Origin of the sequence: Pseudomonas sp. GX19020 (assembly GCF_023371075.1) — a bacterium.
GTDB lineage: Bacteria > Pseudomonadota > Alphaproteobacteria > Rhodobacterales > Rhodobacteraceae > Pseudogemmobacter.
In genome coordinates this window covers 247,681-265,815 of record NZ_JAMCCR010000003.1, presented here as the reverse complement: position 1 = coordinate 265,815, position 18,135 = coordinate 247,681, and the positions used below count along the sequence as shown (strand labels likewise).

Below are 18,135 nucleotides of genomic sequence, written 5' to 3'. Positions count from 1 at the left end.
GATCAGCGCGCCATTGTTCAGGCCCTGCGGCTGGCGACTACGCTTTCACGCGCCGGAAAGGGAAAAGGCGAGTTTTGGGGGGGGCGGCACGGCCCCCCCCCCTGTCTGCTGTGTATCTGCCGCGTTACTGCGCGGGCAGCTGCACGAGGCCTGCATCAACTGCGGCCTGCAATTCCTCCGGCGAGACCGCGCCATTGGCATCGGTATCGATAGCAGCGAAGCCCTCAGCGGTCAGATCGGGCCAGACCGATTGCAGCTCGGCATGCGACCAGTCGCCGCTGGCATCCAGGTCCTCGATCATGGGAAGCGCGGTCTGGGCGACCGCCGCACCTGCAAAAAGGCCAAGGGACATTGCGAGAAGAGCCATGCGTTTCATCGGGCGTGTCATCTGGTCATCCTTTCGGTATTTCCGTTTCAGTCCGACGGGGCGCAGCATCACCGGCCCCGTCGTCCAATCTGGGCAGGATCGCGGCAGGGTAAAGAGCCGCCGCCAACCGGCGGGGATCGCCCGCTGAAACCGCCCCTGCACGCGGGTTTTCCCCGCCTGGAGCGGCTTTGCGCCCTTTTCCCGCCAGGGCCCGCCCGCGCTTTGCGCAAGACCCTGCCTCTCAGATGAGGTCAGGCAATCCGGCGATCCGAGCCGGGGCCGCCGTTTCCGTGCCATCAACGATCCCCGCAAATTCCCCGGATAGGACGCGTCTCTGCCCCGATCCCGCCCGAATTGGGGGGCAAAGAGAGGGCAGGCCCAGGATCTGGAGGGGCTTTCCCGGGTAAAGATGCGCTGACCGCGCAGCCCGGACCTCCGGGCACAATGGCTGCGTCGCTACCCCAGTTTTCTGCCCTCAATTCTGCTGCCGAGGAACCCGATGGATCGACTGACCGAGATGGAAGCTTTTGCCACCGTTGTGGATCAGGGCGGATTCACAGATGCGGCCAAGAAGATGGGGATCTCGAAATCCGCCGTCTCGAAACATGTCTCCTCGCTTGAGGCACGGCTTGGCGCGCGGCTGCTGAACCGGACCACCAGACGCGTCTCGCCGACCGAGATTGGCCTTGCCTATTACGACCGCGCCCGCCGCGTGCTGAATGACGCGGGCGAAGCGGATGCGCTGGTGACCTCGATGCAATCGGCACCTTCGGGGCTGCTCAGGATTTCGGTTGCGACCGATTTCGGGGTGAACCTGCTTTCGCCTATTCTGGGGGATTTCCTGCTGGAATACCCGGATATCACCGTGAATATGGTGCTCAACAACCGGTATGTAGAGCTGATCTCGGAAGGTTTCGACATGGCGATCCGGGTGGGTGAGCTGGAAGACAGTTCCCTGCGCGCCCGCAAACTGACCGAGACCACCAAGCGCATGATCGCCTCGCCGAGCTATTTCCAGCGCTATGGCCGCCCGATGAAAATCGACGATCTGAACGAACACAAGCTTTTGCACTATTCCAACCAGGCCAATGGCAATGTGTGGAAACTCACCGCGCCCTCGGGGGAACGCCGCCAGGTGCGCTCGAATGGCTGGCTGACGGTGAATGACGGGCAGAGCCTGCTGAATGCCGCGCTGGCGGGGCTGGGGATCGCCTATCTGCCCTCGTTCCTTTATGCGGATGCAATGCGTCAGGGTCAGGTCGAAGAGGCCATTCCCGGACTGCCGACCGAAGTTCTGGGCATCTATGCCGTCTACCCGCCGGGCCGCTTCACCCAGCCGAAAGTGCGCGCCTTCATCGACTTCCTCGCGCGCCGCTTTATCGACAAAGGGCCGGATAAGTGGTGACAACGCAAAGGTAACCCCGGGGCGGCTGACTGCCCCGGCCCGTGAAATTTCGCTTTCCCGCTATACGCCTTATCGGGAAGCCAGACTCAGGTCGGGGCCGGAATGGCCTCGACCCTTCTGTTTTTCTGGCGCCCCTCATCATTCGCATTGCTGGCGCGCGGCGCAAGCGGGCCGGCGCCTTCGGCGGTCATCCGGGCGGCCGGAATGCCGAAATCGGTGATCAGGGCCTGACGCACCGCCTCGGCCCGCCGCTTCGACAGCGCGACATTGGCCCCAAGCGCGCCCGAGAGATCGGTATGCCCGACCAGGATGAGACGCCGGGCCGGATCGGCCTGCAACCAGGCTGCAACCAGCGTGAGCGAGGCGTAGTCGCGATCGCTGAGCGCGGCGGAGCCGGTCTCGAATACCAGATCGTCCAGCGCAAAGGGCAGACCGGCATCCAGCTGCGACTGCCCGTTTGCCTCAGCCCCGGGGGCGGCAGGCGTCACGGGTTTGCTCAGGGGAACTGCCACAGCATCCGACCGACCGGGACCTGTGCCCGACATACCAGGCTCCGAATTACCCGGGCCCCCGATACCCGGGATTGGCGCCGGCAGCGCCTCGGGTCCGACTGATATCATCTGCACAAATCCCGCGCTGGCCGAACGGCTGACCATCAGCCCCACGGCATCACCGCCCCGGCGGGCAGAGAGAAAGCGGAATTCGTTGAGATCGACATGCATCCCCGGCTCTGGCAGCACCTCGGTCGCGAAGCGGAAATCAAAGCCGCCACATCTGCGCGCCTCGCAATCCAGCACAACCTCGTAGCCCAGGGCCAGAAGCTGGTCGCGCAACGGCGCCAGCAATTCCAGGGGCGAGGCGCCCGCGCTTTCCAGCTGCCAGGCGCGGCGGTCGACCTGCCCCTCGAAGGTTTCCACCGTCAGCTCGTCATTCCGCCAGGGCGCAACAGGCAGATCATAGCTGTCATAGACAGCAGGCAGCGCAGTGGCGCCTGCCACAGGGAAAGAGAACAGCGGCAGGAACGGCTCGGCCGCGCGCAAAGGCTGCGGCGCGGCGAAGGGCAGCGCAGGAACAAGAACCAGCACAAGGGCCGGCAGGGGCAAGCGGAAGGTCACGGCGAACGGAAACCCCTGTAACGACCTCTGTCAGGCCGGACCGGAGCGCCTGATGTCAGGCCTTCCGGATCCGGTAATGGTATTTTCCCACAATCGTCATGCCGGCGCGATCATAAAGCGCGCGGGCGGCGGTGTTCTGCTCTGTTACCGCCAGGCTGAGCGAATGGGCCCCCGCATCTGCGGCCCAGTTTGCCGCCGCAGCCAGAAGACTGGCGCCTGCGCCCTGGCGGCGCATATGGGGCGCGATCTCGATCGCATGGATCATTGCATGATGCCCGGAAAGCGCCACGAAACAGGCGCCGGCCGGGCGGTCGCTGTGACGCGCGAGAATCGCGGTCTTCGCGCCGGTCACACGCTCCATCACCCGGATCCGGGCCGGGCCGATCCCGCCCTGTTCCCAGATTTCGCGCGCGGTCTCCAGCGGCGGCCAATGCGGGAAAGCGGCCAGCGGCGGCAGATCCTGTTGCAGATCCGCGACCCGGGCAGCATAGATCACCACCGGATCAATCACCTCATAGCCCCGTGCCTCAAGCGCGGCATCAAGGGCTGCGTCACCCTCGTAAATCGTGAAAAGCGGCTCGGCCATCGCGGCCTCGGCTGCGATGAGCGCCGCCTCATCCCAGGACCCATGCACGGTGGCCGCCGAGACGCGTTTGCCGCCCCCTGCCCCGTCGCGCAGGCGGAAAGGCCCCAGATCACGGGTGGCAAAGGGCGGCCAGGTGGCCTCCATCACCTCGGCTATGAGTTTTCCCGGCCAGTTCATCCGAACATCCCCACAAGACGCATCATCGCCTGATCAAGTCGCCCCGGATCGGTGCCACGGATCACCAGATTGGTGCCGAAGGCGCCGTTCTGCTGGAACGGGTAAGAGCCCATGCTGAGATCGGGATAATCTTCCGCCAGGCGCCCGAACTCGCCGGCAATCTCGCCCTCGCCACGCATGACGCGCAGGTTTTGCGACAAAAGCGGCGCCCCACCGGTGAGGCGCGGAATGACCGATGCCAGCATGGATTCAAAGATATTCGGCACCCCTGCCATCACATGGACATTGCCGAGGATGAAGCCGGGCGCGACCGAGATCGGATTGTCGATCAGCGTCGCGCCATCCGGGATGCGGGCCATACGCTGGCGGGCCTCGTTGAAGGGAAGGCTCTGGCGGTCGTAATGCGCCCTGAGCAGCGCCATCGCATCCGCGCGGTGCGAGATCGCGGCGCCCATGGCCTCGGCCACCGCATCGGCGGTGATATCGTCATGGGTCGGACCGATGCCGCCCGAGGTAAAGACATAGTCATGCGTCTTTGAGAGCGCCCGGACCGCTGCGACGATGGAGGCATGCGCGTCGCCGACCACACGGGCCTCGGTCAGGTCGATGCCGGCGCGGGTCAGTTCGCCCGCCAGATGCCAGAGATTGGAATCGCGGGTACGGCCGGAGAGGATCTCGTCCCCGATCACCAGCATTGCGGCTTTGGGATTAGCCATGGTCGCCTCATCAGATGCGTTGCGCATAAAGGTATAGCGCGGCGGTGGGGGTTTTCCACCCCCGGGAGACCATCGATCCCTGAACCGATGGCGAGCCAATGGCCTTCCCCTCGGAGGATATTTACGGACAGATGAAAGGCGCAGGGCTTGCTCTGGTGTTTTTCTGGCTGCTTGCCTATTTAGGGCAACAGAAAGCGAGGGGCGATGGACACGCGCGGACGGATCACGAAAGACGGTATTCGCATCTATGAAGAGGCGGATTTTGCGGGGATGCGTGCGGCGGGCCGGCAGGTGGCCGAGATCCTCGACATGGTTGCGCCTCTGGTGCAGCCGGGGGTGACCACGGCGTCCATCGACGATTTCATCCGCGAGGAGATCAGTCGGCGCGGGCTGATTTCGGCGACCATCGGCTATAAGGGCTATCAGCACGCCTCGTGTATTTCGATCAACCATGTTGTCTGTCACGGAATCCCGGGGCCGAAGGTGCTGGCCGAAGGCGATATCACCAATATCGACGTGACGGTGATTGTCGATGGCTGGTATGGCGACAGCAGCCGGATGTATGCGGCCGGAAAAATGCCCCGCAAGGCCGAGCGGCTGATCGAGGTCACCCATGAAAGCCTGATGCGCGGCATTGCCGAGGTGAAGCCCGGCGCGAGCTTTGGCGATATCGGCCGCGCGATCCAGACCCATGTCGAGGCGCAGCGCATGTCGGTGGTGCGCGATTTCTGCGGCCACGGGCTGGGGCTGGTGTTCCATGCGCCGCCGAATGTGCTGCATTACCACACCCGCAGCGCCGATAAGATCATCCTCGAAGAGGGCATGTTCTTTACCATCGAACCGATGGTCAATCTGGGCCGCCCCGAGACCAAAACTCTGGCCGATGACTGGACTGCCGTGACGCGCGACAAATCGCTTTCGGCGCAATATGAACATTCGATCGGGGTGACCGCCACCGGCTGCGAGATCTTTACCCTCTCGCCCGCAGGCACTTTTTTCAAGACCTGGGACTGATGGCAGCGACACGGGGCACCGATCAGCTGACGCGCGCCGGTGTGGCATTCACGCTCCACCCGTATAACTATGATCCGGGAGCGGAAAAGATCGGCATGGCGGCGGCTGAAGCACTTGGCCTTGACCCGCATCTGGCGCTGAAATGCCTGATGGTCGAGGTTGACGGCAAGCCTGCCTGCTGTGTGATCCCGTCGGATGCAAGCCTGTCGATGAAGAAGGTGGCGGCGGCTTTCGGGGCCAAACAGGCGGCGATGATGCTGCCGGCAAAGGCCGAGAAGCTGACCGGCTATCATACCGGTGGCATATCGCCTTTCGGGCAGCGCAAAGCGGTGCCGATTGCGCTGGAAGTGACGGTCTCGACAGCGGAGAAGGTCTGGATCAATGCCGGCCAGCGCGGGCTGTTGCTGGGGATTGCGCCCGGGGATGCCCTGATGGTGAGCGGCGGCAAAGCGGCGGCTCTGATCGCCTGAGATATGCATTTATTGGCACGCATATGCATTTTATGCATATCAGGTCTTCGCATACTTTTGCATACAAAAGTTGCGTGACAGGTGCGCAGCCCCTAGCAGGGGTCAGCCAGCCATGATGCCACAGGAGCACTGCCATGTATGAGGACCGGATCCGTCACGGGGCGTTGCGCGACAAGGTGGTCTCAGCCGCCGAGGCAGCAAGCCTGATCCGGGACGGGATGGTGGTCGGCATGTCGGGCTTTACCCGCGCGGGTGAAGCTATGGCGGTGCCATTGGCGCTTGCGGAACGGGCAAAGACCGATCCTCTGAAGATCACGCTGCTGACCGGGGCGAGCCTCGGCCATGACCTCGACAAGATCCTGGCAGAGGCGAAAGTGACGGCGCGGCGGATGCCCTTCCAGTCGGATCCGGGCCTGCGCCGGGCGATCAATCAGGGCGAGGTCATGTTCATCGACCAGCATCTGTCGGAAACCGTTGAACAACTGAGGCGCGGCCAGATCCCGGGCGTTGATGTGGCGGTGATCGAGGCAGTGGCGATCACCTCGGATGGCGGCATCATTCCCACGACCTCGATCGGCAATTCCGCATCCTTCGCCATCCTGGCGGATAAGGTGATTGTCGAAATCAACCTTTCGCAGCCGCTGGGCTTCGAGGGGCTGCATGATGTCTTTATCCCGACCTATGCGCCGAACCGGATGCCGATTCCGGTGGTAACGGTGGACAGCCGGATCGGCACGCCCTGGATCGCCATTCCGCCCGAGAAGATCGCAGCGATTGTGATCACCGAGAAACAGGATTCGGCGGCGGCGATTTCGGCGCCTGACGATGAGACGCGGGCGATTGCCGGCCATCTGATCCGTTTTTTCGAGGGCGAAATGGCGGCGGGGCGGCTGACGAAACGGCTCGCGCCCTTGCAGGCCGGGATCGGGACGATTGCGAATGCGGTGTTGCATGGGCTGATCGACAGCCCGTTTGAAGACATGCGGATGTATTCCGAAGTGTTGCAGGACAGCACTTTCGATCTGATGGATGCGGGCAAGCTGAGTTTCGCCTCGGGCTCGTCGATCACGCTGTCAGCTGAATGCAATGCGCGGGTGATGGCGCAGTTCGACCGTTTTAAGCCAAAGCTGATCCTGCGCCCGCAGGAGATCTCGAACCATCCCGAAGTGGTGCGCCGGCTGGGACTGATCGCGATCAATACCGCGCTGGAATTCGACATTTACGGCAATGTGAATTCGACCCATGTGATGGGAACGAATATGATGAACGGGATCGGGGGATCGGGGGATTTCGCGCGTAATTCCATGCTTTCGGTCTTTGTGACCAAGTCGATTGCGAAAGCGGGCGTGATTTCCTCGGTGGTGCCGATGGTCAGCCATGTCGACCACACCGAACATGACGTGGATATTCTGGTGACGGAACAGGGGCTTGCGGATCTGCGCGGGCTGGCCCCGCGCGAACGGGCGGTGCGGATCATCGCCAATTGTGCCCATCCCGACTGGCGTGCGGGCCTTGCAGATTACTATGAGCGGGCGCTGAGCTTTGGTGGCCATACGCCGCATATTCTGGAAGAGGCTTTGTCCTGGCATGTCCGGCTCAGAAAAACCGGGCGGATGTGACTGTTTCGCCCCCTTTTCAGGGGACGAAACGCCTCCCGCCAGGGAGAATTTACGTCAGAAGGCCAGGGCGCGTCTCCACCCTCGCCATATTCCGGTTTCAGGCGATCTGCCGGAAGTCAGCTCTGGCCGGCGGTTTCCACGCAATGGCGGCGGAAGGCGCGTTTGAGCATGTCGAGCTCGGCGCGCAGGAGATCGAATTCGGCGCGCAGATCGTCTTCCATGGCGACACCGGTGATGATGGTGAAATGGGCCAGTACCGGTTCGGCCGGGTCCCCTTTGCGCCGGATCAGGAAGGTCTGGACGCCTTCTGACAGCACCTCGGACCGGACCGGCACTTTCACCGCGTAATCGCCGGGGCGGGCGGGGATCGGGGTGACGGTGACGCCGGGTTGCAGCGCGCCATCCAACGTGACCTCAAGGGTCGGGGCCATGTCGCCAGCACCCGAGAGGATTCCCTCCCAGGCTCCGGCGCGGATGCGGGTGCGGGTCAGAGTGACAGCGTCCGGCATGGTCAGTTCCTTACAGTTCAGCCCTGGGGCGCCGGCTGATCGTCAGATCGCGCAGCGTCACCTGGTTCATTTCGGGCCTTTCGAAGATCAGGTCGATCCAGAGCTTTTCGATCCGTTTCTCATTGACCCTCGTATAGGCGAGGTCGAATTCGACAAAGGCTTCTTCGCCGTTCAGCGGCAGCTCGCGCACCACCTGTTCGACATTCGGCCCATGGCGGATATTGAGCCGCGCAAAGATTTCGAGCGGCTTTTCCACCCCGATGACAGCGTCAAGCCGGATCAGGTGCCGCAGCCGCAACCCCTGCGCCGCCGCATCGGGCAGATCAAGCACCAGCGACAGGAAGCTGCCGTCAAAGCGGAAGACATCCATGCGCAAACCGAAAGGCGCCATATCCTCTTCGCGGGTATTGCGCAGCTGGCGAACGGTCAGTTCCGAGCGACGGCAGTCATGAAACAGCGTGGCGCCCTCGCAAATCAGCGATTTGCCGTCGACCGCCGTCATGCCGGGGACCGGGATCGGGCCTTTCCACAGATCCGGGCGCCAGGCCCAGTCAGTGCCCGGCAGGCGGCGGAAGGCCCCTGCGCCGATCAGCGGCAGGTTCAGGCGGTAATCGGCCTCGAACAGCACGCGGTCGATCTCGCGTCGGGTCTGGCGGGCATAGCCGCGCAGGCTGCGCAGACGGTCAAGCGGAGTGGTGGAGGCTTCGCCGGCGTTTTCCGACCAGCGCGCCAGCGCCCGGCGGAAGATGAGCCGGTCAAGTTTCTCTCTCAGTCGCCCTGCCATTGCTTTCCGTTCCGTCTGTCTGGCCGAAATTTCCGGGGCCGGATGCCGCATTGTGACCCGCCCGCCGGAACAGTCCCTGGCCCATGCCTGGCCCATACCCTGGTTAGCAGGCCGGGCCGGGTGCTGCAGCAGAAAACATCGCCCCGCTGCGGGCCTGATCCCCGGCGTGCCTCTCAGGGTGCCGCAGCCGCTGGCTTTTTCACCGTCGAACCATTGGCGGCGCGGATCGAGGTGATGGATTTTTCCAGCAATGTGCGGCTTTGTTCCGGGGACAGGCTGCTCGTCTCGGGCGCCATGACCGAAACCGAGACCAGTCGCCCCCGCAGCCCCAGCACCGCGCGCCAGTATTCCCCCACCTGGCGGTCAAACATCCGCATGACCAGCGCCCCTCCCGACAGCGCGGTCTGGCGCACATTGACCGAGGCCGGGTTGCCATCCCGTGCAAGGGCGGCGCGACCCGGGCGCGACATAAAATAATCCGACAGCGCTTTGGCGCCCGATTGCAGGATCGCGGCCGATCCCTCGCCGCCGATGGTGACACTGATCACGGCGGGGATCACAGCCCCTTTGGCCGCACATTCACCGATCAGCACCACCGCGCCATCGGACGAATCGCTGCTGGCGCCGGGATGGATGCAGTAGCCGGCGGGTGGCTCGATCCGGATCTCTCCGCCGATAAAGCTCATCGCGCCGCCTTTGCCAGTCCCGCCGCTGCCCGTGCCACCGGGCGCAACACAGGCCGAGAGCAGCGCGGCGCAGGCAAGCCAGACGAAAAGGCGCGGACCTTTGCCCCCGGATCTGGCCTCAGGTCTGGCCCCGGATCTGGTCGGGGCCGCAAATTGCTTATTCAGGGAAAACGTCGGCGTTGAAATCAGAGGCGCGTCATACAAAGTACTTTTCCTTCACACTGCCCGGCCCGCCGCCTGTTATACTGTCTTTCATGGGTTCCGGCACGTTTTCGGGCGCGTAACGATCCGGTGATGGTTAAATCGCCCGGCCCTTTCGGGCAAGCACTCTGTCGGGGCGCCTGCCTTGCCGGCTGGGCCATCCATGCCGCCCGATAAAGGGCAAATGCCGCTGCCGCCTTTCCCTTTGAGCGCCGTTGCGCTAATGCCCTTTGCGATACAAGCGACTGCCCACCTGCGACACCACCGGCTGCCCTATAGCCTCGCCTCAGCGGAACCTGACGATGAAATTCACCCTCTCCTGGCTCAAAGACCATCTGGAAACCGGCGCTTCCGTCACGGAAATCGCCGATGCGCTGACCGATCTGGGGCTTGAGGTCGAGGAGATCGAAGACCCGGCGGCACGGCTCGGAGCCTTCCGCATCTGCCGCGTGATCGAGGCGGTGCAGCACCCCAATGCCGACCGGCTGCGGGTCTGCCGCGTGGCGACCTATCCGGGCGGGCCGGGGTCAGAACCGGTCGAGGTCCAGGTTGTTTGCGGGGCGCCCAATGCGAAAACCGGGCTGGTGGGGGTGTTCGCGCCCGTGGGCACCCATGTGCCCGGCACCGGGGTCGATCTGAAACCCGGCAATATCCGCGGCGTCGATTCAAACGGGATGCTGTGTTCCGAACGCGAGCTGGAACTGTCGGACGATCATGACGGCATTATCGAACTGCCCTCGGACGCGCCGCTGGGTGCGCGCTATATCGACTATAAGGGCGTCAATGACCCGGTGATCGAGATCAAGATCACCCCGAACCGCCCCGACGCGCTTGGCATCCGGGGTGTGGCGCGCGATCTGGCCGCGCGGGGGCTTGGCCAGCTGAAACCCTTGGAAATCGCTGCTGTTGCCGGCACATTCGACAGCCCGGTGACAGTGCGGATCGAACCTGCGCTGAAGACCAAGGCCGCGCCGCATTTCGCGGGTCGCGTGATCCGGAGGGTGACGAACGGACCCTCGCCCGCCTGGCTGCAAAACCGCCTGAAGGCCATCGGGCTGCGCCCCATTTCGGCGCTGGTCGATATCACCAACTATTTCACCTTCGCACTGAACCGCCCGCTGCATGTCTTTGACGTCGACCGGATGGAGGGAAGCGAGCTGCATATCCGCCCGGCAGATGCCGGCGAGACCCTGCTGGCGCTGGACGGCAAGACCTATACCCTGCGCGCCGGTGATATGGTCATCGCAGATGCGCGCGGGCCGGAAAGCCTTGCCGGGATCATGGGTGGTGAGGACTCGGGCTGCACCGATGCGACCACCACGGTCTTTCTGGAATCCGCCTTCTGGGATGCGATCACCGTCGCCGCCACCGGGCGCGCGCTCAAGATCAACTCGGATGCGCGTTATCGGTTCGAGCGCGGCGTTGACCCGGCTTTCACCCTGCCGGGGCTGGAACTGGCGACGCAGATGGTGCTGGATCTGTGCGGCGGCGAGGCCAGCCATGTCGTGACCGATGGCGCTGCCATCGACACCGCCCGCGCTTACCGGCTGGACCCGGCACGGCTGGTCAGCCTTGTCGGCATGGAGATCCCCGAAGCCGAACAGATCCGCACGCTGGAAGCCCTTGGCTTCACGATGGACGGGCTGATGGCCGCCCCGCCCTCCTGGCGCCCCGACGTCCAGGGCGAGGCGGATCTGGTCGAGGAAGTCGCGCGGATCGCGAGCCTGACGAAACTGGTCGGCGCGCCTTTGACCCGCGCGCTCCCGGGCGTGCCGAAGCCGATCCTCACGCCGATGCAAATCCGCGAGAAAGCCGCGCGGCGCCAGATTGCCGGTCTCGGCTATAATGAATGCGTGACCTACAGCTTTATCGACGGCGCTTCGGCGGCTTTGTTCGGCGGTGGCACGGATGCGGTAAAGGTCGACAATCCGATCTCGTCCGAGATGAGCCATCTGCGCCCCGATCTGCTGCCGGGTTTGCTGGCGGCAGCGGCGCGCAATCAGGCGCGCGGCTTCCAGGATATGGCGCTTTTCGAGGTTGGCCCGGTTTTCTCCGGCGGTGAGCCGGGCGAACAGGTTCTGCTGGCCTCGGGGCTTCTGGTCGGTGCCTCGGCCCCGCGCGATCCATGGGCCTCGCGCCGCCCGGTCGATCTGTTCGATGCGAAAGCCGATGTCGAGGCGGTGCTGGCCACGCTTGGCGCGCCCGCCAAGGTGCAGATCACCCGCAAGGCCGATGCCTGGTGGCATCCCGGCCGATCGGGCGTGATTGGTCTTGGGCCGAATACGCTTGCGACTTACGGCGAGATCCATCCGCGCGTTCTGGCCGCGATGGGGGTCAAGGGCCCTGCGGTCGGCTTTACCGTGCAGATCGCCAATATCCCGGCGCCCAAGGTGAAGACACCGACCCGCCCGGCGCTGGTGATCAGCGATCTTCAGGCGGTCGAGCGCGATTTCGCCTTCGTGGTCGATGCAAGGACCGAAGCACTGGTGGCCGTCAACGCCGCGCAGGGTGCCGATAAGGCGCTGATCGAATCTGTCCGCGTCTTTGACCACTTCACCGGTGACAAGGCCGAGGCACAAATGGGCGCGGGCAAAAAATCGCTCGGGCTGACCGTGCGGCTGCAACCCACCGCCGCCACGCTGACCGATGCAGATATCGAAGCGGTCTCGGCAAAGGTCATCGAAAAGGTCACGAAAGCGACCGGCGGCGCGCTGCGCTCGTAACCCTTTCCGGCGCGGGGGCCTCTCCTCGCGCCGCCATCCTCGCGGGAGAATGCCATGAAGATCGCCACCTTCAACATCAACGGCATCAAGGCCCGGATCGAAGCGCTGCCGCGCTGGCTGCGCGAGGCAGAACCGGATGTGGTCTGCCTGCAAGAGATCAAATCCGTCGATGACGGATTCCCGCGCGAGTTGTTCGAGGAGATGGGCTATCAGGTCGAAACCCATGGCCAGAAAAGCTTCAACGGGGTGGCGATCCTGTCGAAATACCCGCTTTCCGATGTGACACGGGGTCTGCCGGGGGATGACAGCGACGAACAGGCGCGCTGGATCGAGGCAACGGTTGAGGGCCCGCATGTGGTCCGGGTCTGCGGGCTTTATCTGCCGAACGGCAACCCGGCGCCGGGGCCGAAATATGAGTATAAACTCGCCTGGATGGAACGGCTTGAGGCCCGCGCGCGCGCCCTGCTGGCGCTGGAAGAACCGACGCTTTTCTTAGGCGATTACAATGTGATCCCACAGGCCGAGGATGCCGCAAAGCCCGAGGCCTGGCTGGAAGACGCGCTTTTCCTGCCGCAATCGCGCGCGGCGTTCCGCAGGCTGCTGAACCTCGGCCTGACCGAGGCGATCCGCACCCGCGATCCGCGTCCGGGCGTCTATACGTTCTGGGATTACCAGGCCAATTCCTGGGAGCGTGGCAACGGGATCCGCATCGACCATGTGCTGATGACGCCCCAGGCCGCAGATCTGCTGGAAGAAGCCGGTATCGACAAGGATGTGCGCGCCGGTGACAAGCCGTCAGACCATGTGCCGGTCTGGGTGCGTCTGGCCGCGTAAGCGATCTCAGCCGATCTTCGTCACATCGTAATCGTAAAGCCAGTTGAACCGCGACAGCGCGGCGCCTGGCGCGATGCGGCCCCCAAGCCGCAGCCCCAGATGCGCCACCGCCCGCAACGGGCCCGAAAGGTGATAAGCGCGCGCATTGCGACTGGCCGCCGTCACGATGCGCTGCGTGCGCCGCGCCCGCGCCACCTGATAGGCAACCAGCCCGGCCGTGCCGTGGCGCTCCAGGATCGCCGCCAGCGTCCAGACATCCTCCAGCGCCATATTCGCGCCCTGGGCCAGGAAGGGCAAAGTCGGATGCGCAGCATCGCCAATGAGCGCCACCGCACCTTCGGGCAGAACCTGCACCCAGGTCTTCGCGACCGGATGGCGGAAGAGACCCCAGAGCCAGACATCCCCGGCCTGATCAAGCCAGCCCTTCACCCGCGGGCTGAAATCTGCAAAGGCCAGCCGCAGCTCCATCGTATCATCGCGGATCGACCAGCCCTCTTCGGTCCAGCGGTCGCGCTCTTCGATGGCGACGATATTGCGCATCGTGCCGCCGCGCAGCGGATAGCTGACGAGATGCCGCCCGGGCCCCATATGGACTTCGGCAACCTTCGGCTCGGCAGGATCGCAGGGCACAAGACAGCGCCAGGCGACCTGCCTGGTGAAAACCGGCTTCGCCTCGCCATTCAGCGCGGCACGGGTATGGGATTGCAGCCCATCGGCTCCGATCAGGATCGAGGCGGGCTCCAGCGCGCCGGTGCAGGTCTCAACCACGGGCTGCGCCCCGCTGAGATCGACACGGCGCACCTTTTGCAACAGCCGCAACTCGGCGCCGGCGGCTTTGGCGCCATCGAGCAGAAGCGAGATCAGATCGGCGCGGTGAAGGAAATGCCAGCCCTGATCAGGGCGGAGCCGCGCCACATCGAGCCGCGTCACCAGGCTGCCGTCATATCCATCGCACAGCTCGACCGCCTCGGCGCGGCTCGACGCAGCCTCCAGCGCCGGACCAAGGCCAAGCGCCTGCAAAACCCGCGCACCATTCGGACTGATCTGCAAACCTGCGCCGACCTCGCGGATGGCATCGGCCTGTTCCATCACGATCACCCGCGCGCCTTTCAGCGCCAGTGCCCGCGCCAGCGCAAGACCCGCAACCCCCGCCCCGAGTATGGTCACCGCCTGGTCTTTGAGCGCCATTCTGTCCTGATCCTGAGAAACCGGTCAGCCCGCCGGCAATGACAAAGCCGGGCAAAAGCCCGGCTTTCTTTTCCTGTGTCAGCGGCCGGGTTGCAAGCCTTGCCGCAGTTGCAGCAGTCCCGGACCGGGCCTTTGACAGCCCTCAGTCGTCGCGATGTACCTTTTCACGGCGCTCATGCTTTTCCTGTGCCTCGAGCGTCATGGTCGCAATCGGCCGCGCATCCAGCCGCTTGAGGCTGATCGGCTCGCCGGTCATTTCGCAATAGCCATATTCATTGTTCTCGATCCGCCGCAGAGCCGAGTCGATCTTCGAGATCAGCTTGCGCTGCCGGTCACGGGTGCGCAGTTCCAGCGCGCGGTCGGTCTCTTCCGAGGCCCGGTCAGCGAGATCAGGCACATTGCGACCGCTTTCGGTCAGGTTGCCCAGGGTCTCGGCGGACTGGCCAAGAAGTTCCTGCTTCCAGATGATCAGCTTGCGACGGAAATATTCCAGCTGACGATCATTCATAAAGGGCTCGCCCTCGGCGGGGCGGTAATCGTCGGGCAGGAAAACTTCGGCCTTCATCGCAGATCTCTCCTTGTCGCCGGCGGGCGCCGACAGGTGGGCTTCTGTCATATGCGCACTCCCGTTGGCGCGGCATTTAGCCCATGTGGGCAGCAATGTCACTAGCAGTTGCGATAAATTCGCCGCCCCGATAGGGTCCGCGAGGCCCATTGGGCACCCAATCCGGCAAGGGCGTGTGAACAAATGAAATTCCAGTCAACCACAGGATATATCGCGGCCCCTGACCTCGCGGTGGCGGTGAATGCGGCGGTGGTTCTGGGCCGCCCGCTGCTGGTCAAGGGAGAGCCCGGGACCGGCAAGACCGAGCTCGCGCGTCAGGTCTCGGCCAGCCTCGGAATGGAGCTGATCGAATGGCATGTGAAATCGACCACCCGCGCCCAGCAGGGGCTTTATGAATATGACGCGGTCAGCCGGCTCAGAGACAGCCAGCTCGGCGATGCGCGGGTCCATGACGTGCAGAATTACATCCGGCGCGGGAAACTCTGGCAGGCTTTCGACGCGCCCGAGCGGGTCGTGTTGCTGATCGACGAGATCGACAAGGCCGATATCGAATTCCCCAATGACCTGCTTCAGGAACTCGACCGGATGGAGTTCCATGTCTATGAAACCGGCGCGACGGTGAAGGCCCGGCAGCGCCCGGTGGTGATCATCACCTCGAACAACGAGAAAGAGCTGCCCGACGCCTTTCTGCGCCGCTGCTTCTTTCACTATATCCGCTTTCCCGATGCCGAGACCCTGGCCGCGATCATTCGTGTCCATTTCCCCGATATTAAGGAAAACCTGCTCACCGCCGCCCTGACCGAGTTTTTTGCCATCCGCGAGACATCGGGGCTGAAGAAAAAGCCCTCCACCTCGGAGGTGCTGGACTGGCTGAAGCTGATCCTCGCGGAAGACCTCGCGCCCGAAGACCTCGCACGCGACCCCCGGCATCTGCTTCCGAAACTGCATGGTGCGCTTTTGAAGAACGAACAGGATGTGCAGCTTTTCGAGCGGCTGGCCTTCATGTCTCGGGGGAATCGCTGAGCCCCGGATCGCGCGACAGGGGATCAACCCCGAATTGCTTTTGCCCGAATCCTGCCCCTGTGTTGCATCCTGCGGGACGAACGATTCGGGCAACTTTGCCCCGATTAGGCCACGATATTGCCACAATCACATCACGGTATCGAAATTTCTGAAATATATTGAAACATTCCGTGAATAATTCAGGCCATATCTGGTTCCTGAAGCAAAAGTGACCGCGATGGCTGGTGACCCGCTGAACACGCAGATTCCGCGCAATTGACACATACAGGCCCCGATCACGACAAAGGGATTGTGTTGAATAGAAACACAGAAGCTTTGGTGATGGAGTCACAACCCTTATGTCGGCAACAATGGACATCGTTCTGACCGCGACCGGACTTTCCGGCGGCCCGGACAATGCCTGGTTCAACCGGTCGCAACCGGCGGACCCTGCCGCATTTCATCCCACTTCACCAGCATTCTCTGACCGCCAGCGCATCCCTGCCCGGATCGCCCTGCCGTCAGAGATTTCGCGCGTCGCTGCCCGGAAGGTCCCCGGGACGGCTGTGAACGACGCGGTTCCGGGGGGCACCCATATGTCTGCTCGCCCCCCCGTTACCGCGCCGTCGGATGCGCTCGTCACGGACCACCATCGGCTCGGGCCAGCATGTGATGCGGGGGCATCGCGTGCTGGCCTGGCCGGAGGCCAATGCAACTGCCGGGGGCAAACCCCCGCACGCAAAGATCGAGCTGCCACTCAATGCGACACATTCCGCTGCTTGCCGCCTCCCTGGCGGCCCTTACCGCCTGCGCACCCGCGCCAAATGCCGACGTAACCAAGGGACGGCTGGTTCCGGCCACCGAAGCCAGTGCCCTTTCGGCTCCGGCTTTCGTAGACCCCGTTGCGGGTCTGGCGCCGGTTGCCTCGGTGCGTCACAGCCCCGCCGATATGACAGCCGCCTTCCTCGGGCTTGGATTCCGGCTGGAAAGCGGGCGCGAGCTTCCGTATTTCAGCCGCTTTGAAGGGCCGGTCACCGTGGCCCTCACCGGCAATGTTCCCGCCACCGCCGGCGCCGATCTCGACCGCCTGCTGCAGCGGTTCCGCAGCGAGGCCGGCATCGATGTGCGCCGTGTGAGCGCCTCGGAACCGGCTTCTGTCACCATCGAATTCAGCACCCGCCGCGAACTCAGCCGCGCCGCTCCGAATGCCGCCTGTTTCGTGGTCCCCAACGTTTCCAGCCTCGCGGAGTACCAGGCCAATCGCGGCACCTACCGCGTCGACTGGACCCGTGTGACCGAGCGCAGGACCGTCGGGATCTTCGCGCCCTCGGATGCCAGCCCGCAAGAAGTCCGCGACTGCCTGCATGAGGAACTGGCCCAGGCCATGGGCCCCCTGAACGACATGTACCGGCTGACCGATTCGGTCTTTAACGACGATAATTTCCAGGCCGTGCTGACCGATTTCGACATGAAGATCCTGCGCGCCTGGTATTCGCCGAAGCTGCGCTCCGGCATGTCGAAGGCCGAGGTTGCCGCCCAGATGCCGGCAATCTTCGGAACCGGCGGGCCGCTGACCCAGGACACTTCGATCACGCCCCCGGCCTGGAAGGAGTTTATCGCTGTTGCGCTGGACCCGGGCTATGGCCAGGCGCGCCGCAAAACCGCCGCCGAAAAGGCGATTGCGATGGCCCATGCCCAGGACTGGAAAGACAGCCGCCTCGCCTTTGCCTATTTCGCCAATGCGCGGCTTCTGGTCGGATCGGATCGCGTCGCGGCCGTGTCGGAATTCACCAAAGCCGCCGCAATCTGGCGGACCCAGCCGGCCGGGGCCGTCTATGTCGCGCATGTCGACATGCAGCTGGCCGCGCTGTCGCTGGCCAATGGTAAGCCCGACCAGGCACTGCGCTTCACCGAACGCGCCGTTCCGGTGATCCGTCAGTCACAGAACCACGGGCTGCTGGCCACGACCCAGCTGATCCGCGCCGAGGCGCTCGACATGCTGGGCCGCAAGGCCGAGGCCGACCGGCTGCGAGTGGACAGCCAGCCGCTTGCGCGCTATGGCTTCGGCTCTGAGGCCAATATCCGGGCGCGGACGCGTGAAATCAGCGCGCTCGGGCTGCGCGGCCTCTTCCGCGGCTGATCGCCGGGCTGACACAGCCCCCGACCGGCCCAGA

The 18,135-nt window shown here is 64.0% G+C and carries 17 protein-coding genes; 8 read left to right on the top strand and 9 right to left on the bottom strand.

Annotated features, from left to right (window positions below; translation table 11 throughout):
• Positions 1–124: 124 nt before the first annotated feature.
• Positions 125–388, bottom strand: coding sequence for a penta-EF hand family protein (locus tag M3484_RS08585; RefSeq protein ID WP_249496548.1), 264 nt, complete (start codon positions 386–388; stop codon positions 125–127).
• Positions 389–866: 478 nt separating this feature from the next.
• Here M3484_RS08585 and M3484_RS08580 point away from each other — a divergent pair, with 478 nt between their 5' ends.
• On the top strand, positions 867–1,772 hold the full coding sequence (locus tag M3484_RS08580) for a LysR family transcriptional regulator (protein WP_092895536.1): 906 nt from the start codon (positions 867–869) through the stop codon (positions 1,770–1,772).
• An 86-nt stretch (positions 1,773–1,858) separates the two neighbouring features.
• Here M3484_RS08580 and M3484_RS23775 read toward each other — a convergent pair whose 3' ends face one another.
• The 3 genes from M3484_RS23775 to M3484_RS08565 are packed head-to-tail and all read right to left on the bottom strand — an operon-like array spanning position 1,859 to position 4,366.
• Positions 1,859–2,887: an OmpA family protein gene (locus tag M3484_RS23775; protein ID WP_249496547.1), complete on the bottom strand. Its 1,029-nt coding sequence runs from the start codon at positions 2,885–2,887 to the stop codon at positions 1,859–1,861.
• A 55-nt stretch (positions 2,888–2,942) separates the two neighbouring features.
• On the bottom strand, positions 2,943–3,650 hold the full coding sequence (locus M3484_RS08570) for a GNAT family N-acetyltransferase (protein WP_249496546.1): 708 nt from the start codon (positions 3,648–3,650) through the stop codon (positions 2,943–2,945).
• Positions 3,647–4,366: a competence/damage-inducible protein A gene (locus M3484_RS08565; RefSeq protein WP_092901235.1), complete on the bottom strand. Its 720-nt coding sequence runs from the start codon at positions 4,364–4,366 to the stop codon at positions 3,647–3,649. Before M3484_RS08565 ends, M3484_RS08570 begins: the two co-directional genes overlap by 4 nt.
• Positions 4,367–4,570: 204 nt before the next feature.
• On the opposite strand from M3484_RS08565, the gene map reads away from it, so the two are divergent.
• The 3 genes from map to scpC all read left to right on the top strand — a co-directional run bounded on the left by map (position 4,571) and on the right by scpC (position 7,469).
• The gene (gene map, locus M3484_RS08560) at positions 4,571–5,380 is read left to right on the top strand and encodes a type I methionyl aminopeptidase (RefSeq protein ID WP_092895530.1); all 810 of its coding nucleotides are present in this window, start codon (positions 4,571–4,573) and stop codon (positions 5,378–5,380) included.
• The gene (locus M3484_RS08555; RefSeq protein ID WP_249496545.1) at positions 5,380–5,850 is read left to right on the top strand and encodes a YbaK/EbsC family protein; all 471 of its coding nucleotides are present in this window, start codon (positions 5,380–5,382) and stop codon (positions 5,848–5,850) included. The genes map and M3484_RS08555 overlap by 1 nt, the downstream gene beginning before the upstream one ends.
• 134 nt (positions 5,851–5,984) lie before the next feature.
• Positions 5,985–7,469, top strand: a complete 1,485-nt coding sequence (scpC, locus tag M3484_RS08550; RefSeq protein ID WP_249496544.1) for a succinyl-CoA:acetate CoA-transferase ScpC — start codon at positions 5,985–5,987, stop codon at positions 7,467–7,469.
• Positions 7,470–7,585: 116 nt separating this feature from the next.
• Here the strand turns inward: scpC and M3484_RS08545 are convergent, their stop codons facing one another.
• The 3 genes from M3484_RS08545 to M3484_RS08535 all read right to left on the bottom strand — a co-directional run bounded on the left by M3484_RS08545 (position 7,586) and on the right by M3484_RS08535 (position 9,652).
• Positions 7,586–7,978 carry a hypothetical protein gene (locus M3484_RS08545; RefSeq protein WP_249496543.1) on the bottom strand — a complete coding sequence of 131 codons (393 nt, stop codon included), beginning with the start codon at positions 7,976–7,978 and terminating at the stop codon, positions 7,586–7,588.
• A gap of 10 nt (positions 7,979–7,988) precedes the next feature.
• Entirely contained in the window at positions 7,989–8,762 is a 774-nt protein-coding gene (locus tag M3484_RS08540; protein ID WP_092895522.1) for a DUF6478 family protein, read from the bottom strand.
• Positions 8,763–8,935: 173 nt separating this feature from the next.
• Positions 8,936–9,652, bottom strand: coding sequence for a hypothetical protein (locus tag M3484_RS08535; RefSeq protein ID WP_249496542.1), 717 nt, complete (start codon positions 9,650–9,652; stop codon positions 8,936–8,938).
• Between the two features lie 299 nt (positions 9,653–9,951).
• On the opposite strand from M3484_RS08535, the gene pheT reads away from it, so the two are divergent.
• Together pheT and xth are read left to right on the top strand one after the other, a co-directional pair.
• Positions 9,952–12,372: a phenylalanine--tRNA ligase subunit beta gene (pheT, locus tag M3484_RS08530; RefSeq protein ID WP_249496541.1), complete on the top strand. Its 2,421-nt coding sequence runs from the start codon at positions 9,952–9,954 to the stop codon at positions 12,370–12,372.
• Between the two features lie 54 nt (positions 12,373–12,426).
• Entirely contained in the window at positions 12,427–13,206 is a 780-nt protein-coding gene (xth, locus tag M3484_RS08525; RefSeq protein ID WP_249496540.1) for an exodeoxyribonuclease III, read from the top strand.
• 6 nt (positions 13,207–13,212) lie between these two features.
• Here xth and M3484_RS08520 read toward each other — a convergent pair whose 3' ends face one another.
• Together M3484_RS08520 and dksA are read right to left on the bottom strand one after the other, a co-directional pair.
• Positions 13,213–14,394 (bottom strand): FAD-dependent monooxygenase, encoded by a 1,182-nt coding sequence (locus tag M3484_RS08520; RefSeq protein WP_249496539.1) that lies wholly within the window; start codon positions 14,392–14,394, stop codon positions 13,213–13,215.
• 142 nt (positions 14,395–14,536) lie between these two features.
• Entirely contained in the window at positions 14,537–15,010 is a 474-nt protein-coding gene (dksA, locus tag M3484_RS08515) for an RNA polymerase-binding protein DksA (protein ID WP_502942441.1), read from the bottom strand.
• A gap of 132 nt (positions 15,011–15,142) precedes the next feature.
• Between dksA and M3484_RS08510 the strand changes: the two genes are divergently transcribed.
• The gene (locus M3484_RS08510) at positions 15,143–15,982 is read left to right on the top strand and encodes an AAA family ATPase (RefSeq protein ID WP_092895512.1); all 840 of its coding nucleotides are present in this window, start codon (positions 15,143–15,145) and stop codon (positions 15,980–15,982) included.
• Positions 15,983–16,721: 739 nt separating this feature from the next.
• Entirely contained in the window at positions 16,722–18,101 is a 1,380-nt protein-coding gene (locus tag M3484_RS08505; RefSeq protein ID WP_249496538.1) for a DUF2927 domain-containing protein, read from the top strand.
• The last annotated feature ends 34 nt before the right edge of the window (positions 18,102–18,135 follow it).